Source organism: Metapseudomonas boanensis (assembly GCF_042232855.1).
GTDB classification, from domain to species: domain Bacteria; phylum Pseudomonadota; class Gammaproteobacteria; order Pseudomonadales; family Pseudomonadaceae; genus Metapseudomonas; species Metapseudomonas boanensis.
This window is the reverse complement of the sequence record NZ_CP113889.1, coordinates 4733029-4752056: the sequence shown is the minus strand read 5'-3', so window position 1 is coordinate 4752056 and position 19028 is coordinate 4733029. Positions and strand designations below refer to the sequence as shown.

The 19028-nt window shown below is 61.8% G+C and carries 11 protein-coding genes; 5 read left to right on the top strand and 6 right to left on the bottom strand.

The genetic code is table 11. From position 1 onward, the window contains the following. Nucleotides 1-4: 4 nt before the first annotated feature. The gene (locus tag OXH74_RS22145; RefSeq protein WP_375738880.1) at nt 5-2164 is read right to left on the bottom strand and encodes a type I secretion system permease/ATPase; all 2160 of its coding nucleotides are present in this window, start codon (nt 2162-2164) and stop codon (nt 5-7) included. A 22-nt stretch (nt 2165-2186) separates the two neighbouring features. After that, the gene (locus OXH74_RS22140; RefSeq protein WP_375738879.1) at nt 2187-3542 is read right to left on the bottom strand and encodes a TolC family outer membrane protein; all 1356 of its coding nucleotides are present in this window, start codon (nt 3540-3542) and stop codon (nt 2187-2189) included. A gap of 467 nt (nt 3543-4009) precedes the next feature. On the opposite strand from OXH74_RS22140, the gene OXH74_RS22135 reads away from it, so the two are divergent. Next, nucleotides 4010-9346, top strand: coding sequence for a retention module-containing protein (locus OXH74_RS22135; RefSeq protein WP_375738878.1), 5337 nt, complete (start codon nt 4010-4012; stop codon nt 9344-9346). A 254-nt stretch (nt 9347-9600) separates the two neighbouring features. On the opposite strand, the gene lapD is transcribed toward OXH74_RS22135, so the two are convergent. The 4 genes from lapD to OXH74_RS22115 all read right to left on the bottom strand — a co-directional run bounded on the left by lapD (nt 9601) and on the right by OXH74_RS22115 (nt 13324). Continuing rightward, nucleotides 9601-11547, bottom strand: coding sequence for a cyclic di-GMP receptor LapD (gene lapD / locus OXH74_RS22130; RefSeq protein WP_375738877.1), 1947 nt, complete (start codon nt 11545-11547; stop codon nt 9601-9603). A 3-nt stretch (nt 11548-11550) separates the two neighbouring features. Then, nucleotides 11551-12246, bottom strand: coding sequence for a cysteine protease LapG (gene lapG, locus OXH74_RS22125; RefSeq protein WP_375738876.1), 696 nt, complete (start codon nt 12244-12246; stop codon nt 11551-11553). Between the two features lie 75 nt (nt 12247-12321). Then, complete coding sequence (locus OXH74_RS22120) at nt 12322-12723, bottom strand: YbaN family protein (protein ID WP_375738875.1); 402 nt, start codon at nt 12721-12723, stop codon at nt 12322-12324. A 13-nt stretch (nt 12724-12736) separates the two neighbouring features. Further along, nucleotides 12737-13324 carry a YecA family protein gene (locus OXH74_RS22115; RefSeq protein WP_215380145.1) on the bottom strand — a complete coding sequence of 196 codons (588 nt, stop codon included), beginning with the start codon at nt 13322-13324 and terminating at the stop codon, nt 12737-12739. 136 nt (nt 13325-13460) lie between these two features. On the opposite strand from OXH74_RS22115, the gene recQ reads away from it, so the two are divergent. The 4 genes from recQ to OXH74_RS22095 all read left to right on the top strand — a co-directional run bounded on the left by recQ (nt 13461) and on the right by OXH74_RS22095 (nt 18950). Next, nucleotides 13461-15584 (top strand): DNA helicase RecQ, encoded by a 2124-nt coding sequence (gene recQ, locus OXH74_RS22110; protein ID WP_375738874.1) that lies wholly within the window; start codon nt 13461-13463, stop codon nt 15582-15584. A gap of 179 nt (nt 15585-15763) precedes the next feature. Then, nucleotides 15764-16939 (top strand): diguanylate cyclase domain-containing protein, encoded by a 1176-nt coding sequence (locus tag OXH74_RS22105; RefSeq protein ID WP_375738873.1) that lies wholly within the window; start codon nt 15764-15766, stop codon nt 16937-16939. A gap of 164 nt (nt 16940-17103) precedes the next feature. After that, nucleotides 17104-17538, top strand: coding sequence for a MarR family transcriptional regulator (locus OXH74_RS22100; RefSeq protein ID WP_215380150.1), 435 nt, complete (start codon nt 17104-17106; stop codon nt 17536-17538). Next, nucleotides 17538-18950 carry a DHA2 family efflux MFS transporter permease subunit gene (locus OXH74_RS22095; RefSeq protein ID WP_375738872.1) on the top strand — a complete coding sequence of 471 codons (1413 nt, stop codon included), beginning with the start codon at nt 17538-17540 and terminating at the stop codon, nt 18948-18950. Before OXH74_RS22100 ends, OXH74_RS22095 begins: the two co-directional genes overlap by 1 nt. Nucleotides 18951-19028 lie beyond the last annotated feature (78 nt).

Here is a 19028-nt window from a genome sequence, read left to right as displayed (position 1 = left end):
CTCCTCATCCTGCTGCCGGGCCGATCCGACCTTTGCGCAGGGCGTCGATGACGGAGTCCTTGGGACCGTCTGCCATGATCTTGCCGTTATCCAGCACGATCAGGCGGTCGACGAGTGCAAGCATCGAGGTTCGGTGGGTGATGAGAATCAGTGTCTTGGTCCTTGCCCAGTCTTGCAGACGTCGCCTGACGGCATCTTCGCTGCTGTTGTCCATGGCGCTGGTGGGCTCGTCGAGTACCAGCATAGGTGGGTTGAGAAGCAAGGCTCGCGCGAGCAGGACTGTCTGACGTTGCCCGCCGGAGAGCAACTGGCCGCGTTCGCCGACAGGACGGTCATAGCCTTGTGGGTGCTGTCGAGCCAGGTCGGCGACACCGGTCAACTCGGCCACCTCGAGCATGCGCTCGTCACTGACATAGCGTGCGCCGAGGGTCAGGTTGTCGCGCAGTGAGCCGGCCAGCAGCGGCAGGTCATGGCTGACATAGCCTATGTGTTGGCGCAGGTCGGCGACATCCAGTTGCCGCAGGTCGATTCCATCCAGTAACAACTGGCCCTTGTCGGGTGTGTAGAAGTTGAGGATCAGCCGCGCGAGGGTGCTTTTGCCCGAGCCGCTACGACCGATGATGCCAACCTTTTCGCCAGCGGCGAGCTTGATGTTGAGATGTGAAAGCGCCGGCGTCGATTGCCCCGGATAGCTGAACTCGACGTCGCGAAGCTCCAGGTTGCCCTTGATCTGCGCACGCTCGAGGGGACGCTGACTCGATTCGCGTTCCTGCGGCAGGTTCATCAACGCATTGGTGGATTTCATGGTCGCGCGTGTTTGCTGGTAGCGCGTGATCAGCCCGGCAATTTGTCCGAGGGGGGCGAGCACTCGGCTGTTGAGCATGTAGCAGGCAACCAGGGCGCCGACGCTGAGGTTGCCGGCAATGATGCCGTAGACACCGGCGACGATCATCGCGAGGCCGGCGAATTGCTGCATGAACAGTGTGCCGTTGGTGGCCAGGGCCGAGAGGAACCTGGCGTGGCTGTCGAGCCGGGTCAGGGCACCATGGGTGCGTTCCCAGTGATGCTGTCGCTCGCTTTCCGCGCCCCAGGCCTTGAGTGTCTCAAGGCCGGAGAGAGTCTCGATCAGCAGGGCCTGGCGTTCGCCGCCCAGGGCCAGGCTGCGTTGTACCGTGTCTCGCAGCCTGGACTGGATGATGAAGGCGAAGAGCGCGGTCAGCGGAAAGGCGAGGATCGGGATCACCACGAGCCAGCCGCTCAGCAACCCGATCACTGCCAGCATGAGGATCGAGAAGGGCAGGTCGATCAGGCTGGTCAGGGTGACTGCAGTGAGGAACTCCCGCAGTCCCTGGAAGTCCTGGATACTCTGGGCGAACCCGCCGACCGTGACCGGCCGCGCCTTCATCGACATGCCGGTGATGCGCTCGAAGAGCGTGGCCGAGAGCACGACATCGGTCTTCTTCCCGGCGCTATCCAGGAGGTGGGCGCGCAGGACACGCAGCAGCAAGTCGAAGCCGGTGCCGATCAACAAGCCGATGGCCAGCACCCAAAGCGTCGAAGTGGCTTGGTTGGGCACGACGCGGTCGTAGGTCTGCATGACGAACAACGGCACCAGCATGCCCAGAAGGTTGATCAACAGACTGGCCAGCATGGCGTCGGCATAGAGCCAGCGGGACAGTTTCAGGGTGTCGCGGAACCAGGCCTGTACCCGCGGCACCAGCGGGTGCCGGGCCTCTTCCAGTTCATGGCGAGGGCGGGCGAACAGTGCCTGGCCACTGTACTCGAGGGCCAGTTGCTCCGGCTCCACCCACTGCTCCCCACCGTCGGCCTCACAGGGGAGGATCAGTGCGCGTCCATCCTTGGCCCATTGCTGGAGTACGGCGCTACGACCGTCTTTGAGCAGCAGCAGGACGGGCAGGTTGAGGGGCGAAATGGCCGTCAGCTGGCGATGCAGCAGGCGACCCTGGAGCCCGGCGCGCGCCGCCGCGCGTGTCAGTAGTTCAGCGCTCAGACGTTGCCCTGGCAGGGGCAGACCGGCGGTGAGGCTGGCACGACTTGCCGCACACTCGTGCAGCCGGCAGAGAATCAGCAGCCCATCGAGCAGCGGGTCGTCATGACTCTGCCTCGGGTCGATCGGTGGGTCGGTCCGTTCCATGCTGGTCACCGGCTGACTCTCCCTGATGAAGTCACTGCATGTCCGGCAATTTGGCTTCGCTCTTCACCTCGGTGAGGGCTACGGCTTCGGCAGGTACTACGACATTCTGCCGGCGCAGCAGGTCGCCCATGGCGGAAAAGACCCGGTACATGGAGAACTCTTCCGTGTAGCGCACGTCGGTGTAGCGACGGTTGGCGGTGAAAAGTTCGTTCTCGCTGTCGAGCAAGTCGAGCAGAGTGCGTTGGCCGAGGCTGAACTGCTGCTGGTAGGCCTCGCGGACCCGGGCGGTATAGTCGGCATAGGCACGGGCTTCCGGCGTCTGCTTGCGGGCGTTTTCCATGGCGTTCCAGGCCAGCATGAGGTTCTCGTTGAGTACCCGCAGTGCGTTGTTGCGGATGTCCATGGACTGGTTGATCTGGTACGCGGCGGCCTGCAGTCGGGCCTTGTCGCGCATGCCGTTGTACAGGTTGTAGTTCATCACCACTCCGGCTCGCCAGGTGTTGTAGTGACCCTCATCGCCCTGCACGTTGTCGTCAGCCGTGGTGGCCAACTCGGCATCAAGTCGTGGGTAGAAAGGAGACTTGGCGGATTCATACTGCTTCTCCGCAGCTTGCACATCAGCCTGGGCGGACTTGAGCAGCGGGTTGTTTTCCATCACTCCCTGACGGGCTGCCAGAATATCGGCGGGCATTTCGCCCTTGACGGTGGCCGGCGACACCAACTCGTCTGCAGGTACGCCAACGGCGCTGAAGAAACTGGCCTCGGCATCGGCCAGGTTGACCTCTTCGGTGTAGAGGTTGTTCTTGGCCAGCGCCAGGCGTGCCTCGGCCTGGTCGAAGTCGGCGGTGCTCCCTACGCCACGCTCGCTGCGCAGGCGAATCTGGTCGTGAATGCGTTGGTGTGCCTGCAGGTTGTTGCGGGCCAGGGTCACCATCTCGCGGCGCTTGAGCACGTCGAGATAAACCTCGACGGTACGCAGGGCCAGGCTTTCGGCAGTGCCCAGGGTGAAGTAAGCACGTGAGTTGACGACGGCCTTGGTGCGCTCGACTTCGTTCGGTGTGTTGAATCCGTCGAAGATCATTTGCCGCAGACGCAGTTCGGCGTCACGAAAGTTCAGGGTTTCCTTGTTGTGGTCGCCGAGGGCTCGCGTAGTGGGGCTGTCGGACTGCTCTCTACCGATACCGGTTATCAGGTCGACGGTCGGTTGGTATCCACCCTTCGCCACTTTGACTTCTTCATTTGCAACCAGGCGATCGCTTGCGCTCGCCTGAAGTTCCGGGTGTTTGTCCAAGGTGCTCTGAATCGCTTCGGAGAGCGTCATGGCGTTGATCTGAGTAGATGCCATGGCCAACAGGATGCTGCTCCACAGAGGGCTGAATCTACGCATTTTGGGTATTTCTCCTTGTTCAATTCTCTGGTTCCTGTCGCCATAAAATTGGCGTAATTCACTAGCAAACCGTTTCAGGCTTGTAACAACAGAGCTAAGAACATCTGTTGGCCAAGCTAAGAAGAATTTGGAACAAGCCATATCTCGAAACATTCTTATGCGCTCGTCGGAAATCACGACATCTTCAGATCCAGTAGCTCCCGTTTTTTGAGGCCTATGGCCCGCTTCGGGTATGCGAATCAAGGTCAGGCACAGTTTAAGAAATGCTCAGGGCGGAAACCCTTTGATGGAGTAGTGCGGTGTCAAGGTGATTGACGGTTTTTTGACGATATCCCCTTCGACGTCGTTCTTTTTCGGCCCTCTGGCGTTTCTTCTTCGCGTACCGTCAGGTTCAGAAGGTGCTGCGACCCTTGTGTATGGGGATTCGGCGCTGTCTGGCTGACAGCAGCGGTACGGAGGGATGACGCATGGCTAGGGCATTCGGGATCGTCAAACAGGTCATTGGCGAGGTCTTTGCGGTTGCAGGCGACGGAACCCGTCGGCTACTCAGCGAAGGTGATCGGGTATTCGTAGGGGAGCAGCTGGTCACGGGGCCAACCGGTGCAGTGGCGGTGGTCCTGGATAATGGCCAGGAGCTGACCCTGGGCCGTGACAGCAGCATGCCGCTCAATACGTCCATGCTGGCGGGCACTCCTGCAGAAGGATCGGCTGGTGAGGCCGCTCCGACCGTACCCAGCGAACAGGACCTGACTGACGCCCTGCAGCTGCAAGCAGCGATCGAGGCGGGCGTCGACCCGACCCAGGTTGCCGAGGCAACAGCAGCCGGCCCTGGCAGCGCCAGAGGAGCGAGCTCGGCAGGCGGCGGCCACTCATTCGTGCTGCTCGGTGAGGTAGGCGGGGCGCTGGACCCCACCATTGGTTTCCCTACCGGTCCTATCGGTTTCGTGCCGCTGTTCCCCGATCCTGAGCCCATTATCGGTGCAGACGAAGAACCTGAGACTGCCGTCGTTCCCGTAAACGGTGTACCGGTGGCCAATAACGATGGCCGCTCGGTGTCGGAGGACCATGACGGCGTTCAGGGCAATGTGCTGGACAACGATGACAGCGGACCTGACCTGCCCTTGAAATTCGTCTCCTGGAACGGTTTCGAGAACGCTGTTCCCGGACCCAATGGCAGCTTGCTGGTTTCGACCCCCTTTGGCGTGCTCACACTGGGCGCTGATGGCGGCTATAACCTCGTGCTCGGTAAAGGAATGCCTGATCTGGAGGGGCTGATGGACGGGGAGACCAGAGAAGTCTCCGTTGGATACACCATTCAGGACGCAAATGGAGACCAGAGCTCAGCCTTTCTGAACGTCACCATTACCGGCAGCAATGATGGCCCGAGGGTGGTCGTCAGCTCGCCGAACAGCGCCGGGGAGCTGGTCCAGGTTTTCGAGCGTGGGCTGGAGGGGGGCTCCGCTGCGAATGATGGCAGCACGACGACCACCGGGACCTTTACCGTCAGCGATGCCGATGGGTTGCGGGACCTGGAGAGCCTGAGCGTGGGCGGCATCACGCTAGACCTCACTGTCGTGAGTCTTGGCAGCCTGGTGGGGCAAGGCTTTGCTACCGCTCACGGCACTGTGCAGGTGACCGGCTTCGACCCCGGCACGGGCACATTCAGCTTCATGTACACGCTCACCGAAGTCACCACTGATGGCGCCGGGCCGGAAGCGGACAGTTTTACCGTGACGGTCAGCGATGGCCAGGCGAGTGCCACGGCCAATGTCAGCATCGAGATCGTCGACGATCTGCCAAAAGCAGTCGACGACAGCGGTTACACAACGCCTGAAGATACGGCGGTCACGGTCAACGTACTGGCCAACGACACCCGCGGTGCGGATTCACCGACCTTGCTGGTGGCGGCGCAACTCACGAGTGGTAGCGGCACGCTGAGCTTCTTGCCCGATGGCGCAGTGACCTTTACTCCGGCGGTGGGTTTCGAAGGCGTGGCGACCGTCCTCTATACCATCCGCGATGCCGATGGTGACGAATCGCAGGCAACGCTGAGCATCACCGTAGCGCCGGACTCGACTCCGATAGTGAGTACGCCGGACGTCAATGGTGATGGCGATACGGTGTGGGAATCGGCGCTGGCCGATGGCAGCGGCGGCGGAACCTTGACCACCAGTGGCGCCTTCCAGATCACCACGGGTGGCGACACCCTGAAACTGCTGGAAGTGCAGGACAAGGATGGCAACTGGATCGCGATCACCAGCAACAACACCCTGGTCAATGGCCAGTACGGTGTGCTGTCGGTGAACCCCGATGGTAGCTGGCAGTACACGCTGAGCGACAACACCCTGGACCACACCGACAACTCGGTGGTCGATGGCGACTCGGACCGTGGTGTGGCCGACCAGGCCCTCGACCCATTCAAGGTGCGGGTGACCGACTCGGACAACGATGTGTCGCCGGAGGCGACGCTGACCATCAAGGTCAACGACGATGGGCCTGCGGCGGTAGACGATGGTGCTCTTACGGATGAAAACGCGGTGCTGACCGTCAACGTGCTGGCCAATGACACGCGCGGTGCGGATACTCCGACCCAGCTGGTGGCGGCGCAACTCACGGGTGGTAGCGGCACGCTGAGCTTCTTGCCCGATGGCGCAGTGACCTTTACCCCAGCGATGGGTTTCGAAGGCGTGGCGACCGTCCTCTACACCATCCGCGATGCCGATGGTGACGAATCGCAGGCAACGCTGAGCATCACCGTAGCGCCGGACTCGACCCCGACGGTGAGCACGCCGGACGTCAATGGCGATGGCGATACGGTGTGGGAATCGGCGCTGGCCGATGGCAGCGGTGGAGGAACCTTGACCACCAGTGGCGCCTTCCAGATCACCACGGGTGGCGACACCCTGAAACTGCTGGAAGTGCAGGACAAGGATGGCAACTGGATCGCGATCACCAGCAACAACACCCTGGTCAATGGCCAGTACGGTGTGCTGTCGGTGAACCCCGATGGTAGCTGGCAGTACACGCTGAGCGACAACACCCTGGACCACACCGACAACTCGGTGGTCGATGGCGACTCGGACCGTGGTGTGGCCGACCAGGCCCTCGACCCATTCAAGGTGCGGGTGACCGACTCGGACAATGATGTGTCGCCGGAGGCGATGCTGACCATCAAGGTCAACGACGACGGCCCGACGGCCAGAGACGATGGCGGCTACACGCCTGAAGACACGGCCGTAACCGTCAACGTGCTGGCCAACGACACGCGCGGTGCGGATTCGCCGACTTTGCTGGTGGCGGCACAACTCACGAGTGGCAGCGGCACCTTGAGTTTCCTGCCGGGCGGAGCGTTGACCTTTACCCCGACGGCGGGCTTCGAGGGCGAGGCGATCATCCTCTACACCATCCGCGACGCCGATGGTGATGAGTCGCAGGCCGAACTCTGCATTGGTGTCGGGCCGGACTCGACCCCGACCGTGAGCACGCCGGACGTCAACGGCGACTGCGACATGGTTTGGGAGTCGGCGTTGCCAGAGGGCAGTGGCGGCGGCACCTTGACCACCAGCGGTGCGTTCGTGATCCAGACCGGCAATGACAGCGTGAAACTGCTGGAAGTGCAGGACAAGGATGGCAACTGGATCGCGATCACCAGCAACAACACCCTGGTCAATGGCCAGTACGGTGTGCTGTCGGTGAACCCCGACGGCAGCTGGCAGTACACGCTGAGCGACAACACCCTGGACCACACAGACAACTCGGTGGTCGATGGCGACTCGGATCGTGGTGTTGCTGACCAGGCCCTCGACCCATTCAAGGTGCGGGTGACCGACTCGGACAACGATGTGTCTCCCGAGGCAACCCTGACCATCCTGGTCAACGACGATGGCCCGGTTGTCCTGGAACGCAGCGATCTCGTGTACGCCAACTCCAGTAACCCGGCCACAGGCGGTACCGGTATTTTCGACTACACCATCGGTGCTGATACCCGGACGACCTACAGCGCCTCCAACTCCGATTTCTCGGCCATTTCCCTCACTGGGACCGTCGGTACGGCGCTCATTTCGGCAGCCTCCGTGACCTGGCTTTCGGAGAGTGGAACCCAGGCGGTGTTCAGGGTTCAGTTCAGCTACGATCCCGATCCACTGTTGGCCAACACCCCACTTAGCCAGGCCACAGGTACCCTGACGTTCGACAAAGTAGCGGGCACCTACACCATCAAGCTGGACGCACCGATCGAGAGCTTCACCTCGGTTACCACCAGCAATACCCTGAGCACGGAAAGCTACAACCTGGTCGGTAGTTCCCCCTCGCAGCCCGAGATCGTCATTTCGAAACTGTCGGGTGATTTCTATGTGAGGTTCACAGGGGGCGCTCATACCAGCCAAACCCCTCTGAGCACGACAGGCGGCGACACGACGCTTTCTGCAGGCGATGTATTCACGGCCAAGCAAGCCTGGGTCAGCATCTCGAGCAATACCAATGGCGTGGACAGCGCCACCGTGCAGACGGGCGAAGTGCTCAATATGGACTTTTACAGCACCAGCCCGGGTAACAATCAAAACCCAGGCCCGGGGGATGCGCGAGCCAGTGGCATGTACCTGAAGCTCGACCAACTGACCGGCAAGGAAGACTTCGTGGTCTTGCTGAAAATGGTTGACCCGGACGACAACTCGGTCACCACCCGGGCAATCGTGGTCGACTACGCCGACATCTACCTGCCAGGTGAAGCGAATCCCTATGGCATCACCTTCGCCGATGGAAGTGACGGCGTGGTTATCATCGAAGCGAACGACTACAACGCAGCTGGAGAGAACTACCTTATCTACGGTGCGCAGTTGCTGACTTCAACAGAAGCGATCACCGGCTACGGGATCAACCTCAACCGCAACACCGGACTCGCCGGCGGCTCGTCGCTGGCGTTGGCGTCCCTGGTGGCGTTCGAGGCCAATGCAGGGTCAGTGGCGGATACCGCCGACCAGGATGTGATCAAGTTCGTCGACATCGGCTTGGTCAATGTCCAGACCAAAACCCAAGTTACCAATCTCGACTTCGGCTTCTCGCTGGTCGATGCCGATGGTGATACCTCCAGTCCGCAAGTGCTTGAGGTGGCTATCGTCGGTGGATCTTTCTTCACCGGGACCTCGGACAACGAGGTCATGCAGGGCACAGGGGGCAATGACGTATTCGATGGTCTGGGTGGTGGGGATATGGTCAGCTACATGCATGCCACTGGCGCGGTAGTTGTGAGCCTCGCCACCACGGCGGCGCAGAACACCGGTGGTGCAGGTAGCGATACCCTGATCAACATCGAACACCTGGCGGGGTCGGCCCAGGGCGACACCCTGATCGGCAATAGCGGCGATAACCTCCTGGCGGGGCTTGCTGGCAATGACACCCTGATCGGTGGCGATGGCGACGACTGGCTGGTGGGAGGCCTGGGCGCCGATACCATGACCGGTGGCGCGGGCAAGGATACTTTCATTTGGGACTCCGGAGAGCTGGGAGGCGGTGTCGACCACATTACCGACTTCACCGTAGACACCAATGGCGTCAACTCCGATGTCCTTGACCTGTCTCACCTGTTGAGCGGCGTGGGCGAGAATCCGGCCGAGTTGCAGAACTACCTGGACTTTGCCTTCAGCGGAACCACCACCAGCGTGTCCGTGAAAACGGCTGTCGATGGGCCGGTGGAGCAGCAGGTAGTCCTGGACAATGTGGACCTGTCGGCGCTTTACAGCTCCACCAATGAGGCCACCATCATCACCAACATGCTCGACGACAACGCATTGAAGGTGGATGTGTAGCGGGCTCACTGCGCGCTATGCCCGGAGCGGCCACCATTGATTTCGCTTGCGAGAGCTGGTGGCTGCCCGGTTGAAAGGTGCATCCCGAGCAGTCCCAAGGGCGACGCTCCGCTTCAGCCCGCCAGCCATTTCGATCCTGGGCTAAGGCTCACTCGACATGGCTCCGCGCCCCAACTGCGTGTTGTTGGCAATAGCTCAGGCGAACAGAGCCAGGTTCATAACCGCATCAGTTGCCAGACAGGTGAGCGGCTGGATCAACCCTGCCAAGGTGCGGGGCTACCGACCAACCTGCCCATGGCTCCCTGTATTCCCAGTTCCCTCAAGACCTCCAACTCGCCCTCGGTTTCCACCATCTCCGCGATCAGTGGCAGGTCGATGCTATTGGTGGCGCGGAACAGCGCTTCGATGAACAGGCGCTTGTCGCCTTCCTTGTCGATGGCACGGATGTACGTCCCGTCGATCTTCAAGTAGGCCAATCCCAGGTGCGTGAGGTTGCCAATCAGGCTGAAGCGGCCTCCGAAGTGCTGCAGCCCGAGGTTGAAGCCAGTTTCACGAATGGACTGGCTGAGTTGCTCCAGTTCGGCGGCTGGCGGCAGGTGGCGCTCGTCCAGTTCCAGGGTCATCAGCGCGGCGGATTTGGGATGGGCTTTCAGTAACGCGAGCAGGCGCTCACGGCTGGCGCTGTCACGCAGACTAACGGCAGACAGGCTCAGGGCTATCGGCGCCGGGTATTGCTGGAGATGTGTCAGCGCATGCTCCAGCATGGCCAGGTCAAAGCGCGCAGCCCAGCCGAACCGCTCGATCCAGGGCAGGAAGCGGCCAGCCGCGATGGCTTCGCCTTGCGGGTCGAGCAGGCGGGCGAGCACTTTGTGGTGGAGGACAGCGTTGATTTCGACACAGCTGCTGACTGGCTGGAAGTAGAGTTGCAGCTTGCCTTTGTTCAGGGCTTCGTCGATCCAGTTGTGCCAGTTGTGCAGGCTTTGCCCGTGGCCGGCGTCGAAGTCGTCCAGGCGTTCCCAGGGCTTGTCGGGATTCTGCGAGGCCTGCGCCAAGGCTTGGTCAGCGCGTCCGATGACGCTGACGGCCTCCTCACCGGGCCGGAACGCAGCGATTCCGAGATGGGCCACTGGCGTGCAATCGCTGGCACCGGTGCTGTAAAGGGACTGAAGGGCCTGGCTGAGCTCCGTGGCGATCCGGTCGGCGTCCTCATCGACCATGCCGGGGGCGATCAGGGCGAACTCACCGCCGCGGCTGCGCGAGGCCAGCCAGTCAGGTGAGCCTGAACGCTTGAGCAAATCCTTGAACTGTTCGCCAATGTCGTGGATCAGCATGTCCGTGCGCTGGCCGCCGAGGCGTTGGTTCAACCCGCCCAGGTCGTTGACTCTGAGCAGCAGCAGATAACCAGCAGCGTTCTGCTCGCTGGGCACCAGGTGGTTGGCCAGGTGGATGTCGAACTGGCGGCGGTTGGCGAGGCCCGTGAGGCTGTCCTGATAGGCTTCCTCGCGCAACCGTTCACTGCGGGCAGCTTCTTCGGCGAAGAGCGCCTTGAGCTTGTCGACCATCTGGTTCATGGCCAGCACCACGCGTTTCAGTTCCGGTGTCCGTGGCACCCGGCTGAGCGTAAGGAACTCGCGGCGACTGATGGCCTGGGCCTGCTGGACCATGTTGTCCAGCGGACGCAATTGCGTGCGCAGCAGCCACCCTCCGATCAGGGCACTGACCAGGCCGCAGAGCAGCAGCCAGAGGAGACTACCCACCGCGCTATCCCATAACTTGGCTAGGGCGAAATGAGGATGGCTTACCACCTCGACTCGCGCTGCCTGCTCCCATCCGCGCATGATCAGCGCATCCCCGCCCTGGGGTTGGATATCCACCAGGCGCACGAACCAATCAGGCACCTGGTCCGAAGTGACTGTGGTGCGCCGTTCGGCGATCAGGCTGCTGTCGGAAATCCTTATTACTCGAATACTGGCGAAGTAGCCGCTATCGAAGATCGAGCTGACCATAAGCTCGATCATTGCCGGGTCGTCCACATGCGGTGTCATCGACAGGCCGAGGGCGGTGGCGGCGTCCTGGGCGTGGGAGCGCAACTGGCTCAGCAACTGCTCGCGGGAGCTTTCCACGCCGGCGATGAAGCTCCCTGCAAAGGCCAGCCCCAGGAGCAGGCAGATGGCCAGGAACAGTTGCTTGAGTAACGACATACGCTATCCCTCTCCTATGGCGAAGCCTTCGGCCCGCATCTTTTTCAGCAGGTCTTGCCAGCGCGACAGTTTTTTCGTGTCCCCGGCGCGTTTGCTGCCGGTGTAAAGGCCTTCGGCATTGAAGGCATACACCGGCAACAGGTCGTTGCGTTGCGAAGCGGGGCGAATTTCACCGATCAGGTTGTCCAGGACCAGCGGGTCGGCAGTGGGGCTCTTGTAGTAGGTGAGCACCATGTGCGCCTGGTTCTGGCGCAAGGCTTTGACGTAGGTGATGCGCAGTTTCTCGGCAGGGACGCCGAGGCGGCGCAAGGTGAAATACTTGGCGATGGAGTAGTCCTCGCAATCGCCCGCGCCTTTGACCAGGGCTTCGACAGGGGTGGCCCAGTAGTCGTTGGAGCGCCAGGTGCGGATATCATCGGTGAAGTGCAGCTGCTGATTGAAGAAGCTATTCACAGCGCGGAGTTTGTCGCTCTCCGCCAGCTCACCACTTCCCTGGATCAGATCACTCCAGGCGAGGATGCGTGACTTGGCCGGGCCTAGCTCGCCGTAGCGACTCTCCGCGTTTTTCAGGATCAGCGTGAAGTCCCAGTTGGCCGAGAGGCTGGCCAGGGTGAGTAGCAGGCCGAGCAGCAGACTGGCTATGGGCCATGCCCGCTGCGAAGGTCGCAGCAATCCGTCTGCAAGCCGCCTCAGCCGCATCAACCACCTCTCCATCGGGAATTCAGAGAGTCTAGGCGGACCTGCGCAGTTTTGCCGCCGGCCAAGTGGGCGTTATCAGCTGTTGTGAAGTGTCTTCTGGCGCAGGATGTAAATAGTCACGAGGACCGCGCTGGTAAGCATGAACGCGCGGGCCCAGGGCATGGGCACCAGATAACAGGAGAGGGTGATGCTTGCCCACATCAGCGTGAGCGCATAGACCTTGCCCTTGAGTGGGATGCCATTACCTTCGAGGTAGTCCTGAATCCAAGGGCCCAGATGAGGATGGTCGACCAGCCACTGATAGAAATGGCGGGAGCTGCGCACGAAGCACGCCGCAGCCAGCAAGAGAAACGGAGTGGTAGGGAGTACCGGCACGAAAATGCCGATCACTCCCAGGACGACGCTGAGCCAGCCTATGCAGAGCAGGGCTACACGCAGCGCCGGATGGCGCAGCATCACGATATCGCGGTGCGCCATCCGCGCCTGGCCCTCAGTGGTGACGGGGCTTGAGCAGGGCCGGTTTCTCTTCGGGAGCATGGCAGAGCAGGAACAGCGCGGTGAGCAGTTCAGGAATCTGCTCGATCATTTCGTCTACCAGATGGCGGTCCTTGGCGATATCGGCGAACTCGGGTTGTTCGTCGAACAGGCCGGAACCGACCATGATCGGCAGCAAGAGCTCGCTGACTTCCTCTTCGGCATCCTCGAACCAGGTTTCTTCGCGCAGGAAGACGCCCTCCATGAAACCGATGCACCAGCCACGCAGGTCGGAGTCGTCCGGATCATCACCCAGGTCAAGGTCGCATGGCAGCTCGGGGTCCTCATCGCTGGCCAGCTGACGAGCGATATGGGCCTTGAGTTGCAGCAAGGTGGCCTCGATCTCGTCGCGCTCGGCGTCGTCGCGGTAGTGCGGCGGCTCGGCGAACAGGGCGTCGATCCATTCGCGCTCGGGCACTTGGTCTGGGCAGATCGACAGGGCGGTCAGGTAGCCGTGGGCGGCCACATAGTCCAGAGCCTCCTCGTGCAGCTCATCAGCATCGAGAAAGGCTTGCAGGCGGGACAGTTGCTCAGCGAAGGACATCGTGGGACTACCTTGAGGAATAATCGACGTTGAATTCTAGTCGAGTGCGAGGCGCGCGGCAAAAGGCATAGCGATGGGCGTGGGCGTTTTGCCTGCGTGGCTGACGTATAATGCCCGGCTTGTTCCGGAGACCCCCATGCTCGATCAGGCTCAGCGCATCCTCAAAGACGTATTTGGTTATGACGCTTTCCGCGGTAATCAGGCTGCGATCATCGAACGCGTCGCATTGGGCAACGATGCCCTGGTGCTGATGCCGACCGGTGGTGGCAAGTCCCTCTGCTATCAGGTGCCGGCCTTGCTGCGCGAAGGTTTGGCGGTGGTGGTGTCGCCACTGATTGCCTTGATGGAGGACCAGGTTGCTACGCTTGACGAGTTGGGGGTGGCAGCTGTGGCGCTCAACTCCACCTTGTCCGCCGACCAGCAGCGCGATATCGCCGATCGCATCCGCCAAGGCGAGATCAAGCTCCTATATTTGGCGCCGGAACGCCTGGTGCAGCCCCGCATGCTGGCCTTCCTGCAACGCCTGGACATCGCTCTGTTTGCCATCGACGAGGCGCATTGCGTGTCCCAGTGGGGGCACGACTTCCGCCCGGAATACCTGCAGCTGGGCCAATTGGCCGAATTGTTCCCGAACGTACCGCGCATCGCGCTGACCGCCACGGCAGACATGCGCACGCGCGATGAGATCGTCCAGCGCCTGCACCTGCAGGATGCCGAGCGTTTCCTGTCCAGTTTCGACCGACCGAACATCTTCTACCGCATCGTCGGCAAGGATCAGCCGCGCAAGCAGTTGCTGGGCTTTCTCGCCGAGCGCCGTGGAGATGCGGGCATCGTATATTGCCTGTCGCGCAAGAAAGTGGACGAGGTCGCGGCCTTCCTGTCCGAGCAGGGCTACCCGGCGCTGCCTTATCACGCTGGCCTGTCCAACGAACTGCGTGCCAATCACCAGAAGCGCTTCCTTAATGAAGAAGGGCTGATCATGGTAGCGACCATCGCCTTCGGCATGGGCATCGACAAGCCCAACGTGCGCTTCGTCGCCCACCTCGACCTGCCGAAGTCCCTGGAAGCTTACTACCAGGAAACCGGCCGGGCTGGCCGCGATGGGCTGCCAGCGGACGCCTGGATGGCGTATGGACTGCAGGATGTGCTGTTGCTCAAGCAGATGCTGAGTAACTCCGAGGGCGATGAGCGCCATAAGCGTATCGAGCAGCATAAGCTCGATGCCATGTTGGCGCTGTGCGAGGAAACCCGTTGTCGCCGCCAGGTCCTGCTGGCCTATTTCGATGAGGAACTGCCGCAGCCATGCGGGCATTGCGACATCTGTGTCGACGGTGTGCAGACCTGGGATGCTACCGAACCTGCGCGCCAGGCGCTCTCGGCTATCTACCGCAGCGGGCAGCGCTACGGTGTTGGCCACCTGGTCGACCTGCTTCTGGGGCGTGACAACGAGAAGATCCGCAGCTCAGGGCACCAGCATCTCTCTGTGTTCGGCATGGGCAAGGCACTCTCTGAGGGGGAGTGGCGCACCTTGTTCCGCCAATTAGTGGCGCGCGGGTTGGCGGACGTCGACCTGGAAGGCTTCGGAGGCTTGCGCCTGTCCGACTCCTGCCGGCCGCTGCTACGAGGGGAGGTGAATCTTGAACTGCGTCGTGACCTCGCCGCGAAGGCGCCGAAACCGGCCGCGAGCGCTGCCAGCCAATTGGTGCGTGGTGAGGAGCGCGAGCAGTGGGAAGCGCTTCGCACCCTGCGGCGCAAGCTGGCCGAGGAGCACAGCGTACCGCCCTATGTGATCTTCCCAGATGCCACGTTGCTCGAGATGCTGCGCAGCCGACCGCGCAGCCTGTCCGAGATGGCGCGGGTGAGCGGGGTAGGGGCGCGCAAGCTGGAGCGCTACGGCGAGGCATTCCTCGAAGTGCTCAATGGTGCCGGCGAGCTGCCAAAGGCCGTAGCTGACCTGCGCCACGAGCTGACCAGCCTGGCCCGCGCCGGTATGACACCGGCGCAGATCGCCCGTCAGTTGAACTGCACCGAGAAGAACGTTTACGGCCTACTGGCAGAGGCAATCAGCGAGCAGCAGTTGAGCTTGGAACAGGCCCTCGATCTGCCGGAAGAGCTGCTGGGTGAAATCCAGGATACGTTCCTTGATGGTGAAGGTGAGTTGCCACCTGTGGCCGCGGTTGCAGAACTGTTCGCCGGCCGGGTACCCGAGGGCGTGCTGCACTGCGTACGCGCTGCGCTGCAGGCCGAGTTCGAGGTTTGACGGGGCAGCCCCTTCTCAAAACCGCCTGGCTGCTCCTTCTACCCCCCCTGGGGAGGGGTCGCCCGCAAGCGTTCGTGCTTCGGGGTTGTGCCAGATTCATGACGGTCAAGAGCGACAAACTTGTGACGCTCCTCCCTAGCAGCTAATGTGCAAGTCGACCTCCGACAGAAGAGGTGGACGTGAACCACACATACAACAATGCCTGGCTGGACGATGTACATCCCAACCCATACGCCGACCAACTGGCTGTTGGATTCCGCCGACTACGTTTCGCGCGGTCGTTGGAAGGCGAATACCGCGATTACTTCCTGCAGCAGAACTTCGACCTCAAGCGGATTGCCTTGGGCGTCGGCTTGCTAATCTGGCTCGCGTTCGCGGTCATCGATTTCTACCTCGTCTCCACCGATGCGCATTGGGCGATGCTGGCCGTCAGGCTCGGTGTGCTGGGCCTCCTGCTGGCGTGTGGTTTCCTGATGATCCAGCATCGTCACCGGCATCTGCTTGCGCCCTTGAGCCTGGTCTGCATCTGCACCCTGGGAATTGGCGCTGGCGCCGTGGTGGCGATTGCCCACCGAACCGACCCGAACTTCCCGTATGAAGGGTTGTTGCTGGTGTGCATGGCCGCCTACTTCCTGGTCGGCTTGCGGCTGGTCGAGGCGCTGGCGGCCTCGTTGGTGATCCTCTGTTGCTATGTAACGCTCGAACTCTGGGCCGGTTTGCCCGCACCGCGCCTGATCAACAATCTGCTGTTCCTGCTCTTCGGCAACCTGGCCGGTGCAGTCGGATGCTACCTGCTGGAATTCAAGTCGCGGGAGCACTTTCTCATCAGCCGTCTGATGCGCGAGCTAGCTGATCGTGACAGCCTCACTGGGCTGTTCAATCGGCGTAGTTTCAACCGGCAGCTGGAGCGGCTCTGGCGTCAGGCCCAGCGTGACGAGCAAGGCCTGGCCCTACTGGTGTGTGATGTCGATCATTTCAAGGCATACAACGATCGCTATGGCCACCAGGCTGGCGACCAGGCGCTGCAACGGGTTGCCAAAGTGCTGGAGGACACTGCAAGGCGTCCGCTGGACATGGCGGTGCGCCTGGGTGGCGAGGAGTTCGCTGTGCTGCTCTATGGGGTCACCGACCTGGAGGCGCGTCATTGTGCCGAGCGCCTGCGTTCTGCCTTGGAGGCGCTGGCGATTCAGCATGAAACATCCCAGACCGCTCCCGTGGTCACCATGTCCATTGGTGTGGCCTGCGTTTGTCCGACGGTAGACATGCCGCTGGGCAAGCTCTACGAGCTGTATGAGCATGCCGACCGTGCGCTCTATGAGGGCAAGGCCTTCGGTCGAAACCGGGTCGTGGCGTAGCCGATCGTTTCTGTGAAGCCCCGCGGCGAAAGGGTAAATCGAGTCGCCATCGAGCTCCGTTGAAGATCATTAGTTTGATGTGGCCGGGGCGGGGGGGGCTTGCCGGCGATCTGAGGCTATGATTAGCTGGCTAATAATTAGATAAAGCAGTTTGAGCCATTCCAATGTCGTACCCAGATCAACACCGTTTTGCCATGCAGCTCGCGCAAATGTCCCGAGCTTGGCGTGCCGAGCTGGATCGCCGGCTCGCTGGCTTGGGCCTTTCCCAGGCACGCTGGCTGGTGCTTTTGCACCTTGCACGTTTCGAAGAGCTGCCAACCCAGCGTGAATTGGCCAAGAGCGTAGGCGTCGAGGGGCCAACGCTGGCGCGCTTGCTCGACAGCCTTGAGGCGCAAGGTCTGGTGCAGCGCATGGCCGTCGCCGAGGATCGGCGCGCAAAGAAAATTGCCCTCTGCCCGCCGGCCCGTCCCCTGATCGAGAAGCTCGAGACGATATCCAGCCAGCTTCGCCAGGAACTCTTCGACGGTATCGACGAAGAGGAACTGCGACGCTGCCAGCAAGTTCACGCACGGATACTGGCCAACCTGGAAAACCTCTGATGGGGCAGGACCTGGAGGCCCTGCGCGGGCGTTTCGGCGCGCGGTATCCGCAGTTGTTGCTAGGCCTCCTGATGCTGGGCAGCATGGCGATGATCCTCGCCTCGACCAGCATCAATGTGGCATTGCCGGCGATCATGGATGACTTTTCCATTGGTCGACCGCTTGCGCAGTGGCTGTCCACCGGGTTCCTCGCGGCCATGACCAGCGGATTGCTCCTCGCTGCCTGGAGTCAGGCGCGGCTGGGGGCGCGGCGTACCGTGCAACTTGGCCTCGGAGTATTCGGCCTGGCGTCCCTGCTGGCCCTGGTGGCTACGTCCGCCTGGCAATTGATTGCGCTGCGTATCGTCATGGGGGCCTGCGCAGGCATCATCCAACCATTGGCGATGGTGCTCATCTTCCGCGTTTACTCGGAAGGCGGCCGCGGCATGGCGCTCGGACTCTATGGCCTTGGCATCATGGTGGCGCCAACGCTGGGGCCTACCATCGGCGGCTATCTGATCGATCACTTCGGCTGGGGTGCGGTGTTCTGGTTGCCGCTGCCGCTTTGTCTGTTGGTATTGGTCGGCGCCCAGTGGCTGATGCCAAGTGACCGGGACCGGCAAACTCCGGGCGTTGACCTGTGGGCGTTTGCCCTGCTGACTGTCTCGGTGTTCGCACTGCTCGGCGCCTTGGCCGAGGCGCAGCGATTTGGCTGGCTGGCGCTTGTCGCATGGCTGCCAGGTATGATCGGCCTGCTCTGTGGCGGGGCATTCCTGCATCGCAGTCTTGGCAGCAGCCGGCCGTTGCTGCCGCTACAACTATGGCGTCATGCGGCGTTTCGCAATGCAAGTTGGGTGGCGCTGGTGCTGGGCCTCGGCCTTTATGGCTCGACGTACCTGATCCCGCTTTTCCTGCAGACGGTGGAGGGTTACAGCGCTGGCGAGGCTGGCTTGTTGCTGTTGCCGACCGGAGTGGTGCTGGGGCTGGCCTCGTTCCTGGGCGGTTGGCTGAGTGACCGACTATCTGCAGCGGTGTTGCTGGCCGTTGGGCTCCTGGTGTTTGCCCTATCGTCGGCGGCCCTTGGCGTAGCGGGGACGGGGTCATCGTTCCTGGTCCTGTGCTTTTGGGCGTGCGTTGGAAGGGTCGGGCTTGGTCTGCTGCTGCCGGCGCTAAGCACCGGCTCCCTCGACATACTGAGCCCACAGGAACTGGCACTTGGAGCCGGCACCATTACCTTCGTGCGCCAGTTGGGTGGTGCCTTTGGCGTCAACCTGCTGACGTTTTTCCTTGAGTGGCGGCATCTTGCGGCGGGTGGTGATTCGGCCGCCGAAGCCCAGGCCTTCGAGCAGTGTTTCTGGCTTGTCGGTATTCTCTTCATGTTGGCTGTCGTTCCCGCTTGGGGCGTGCGGGCAGCCAAGCATCGAAACCGTTGATGCAGGTCATGCACATCGTCGGTTTGCAGCGCTTTTCCGACGAATGAGGCGTAAAATTTTGAACGTATTTGTGGCCAG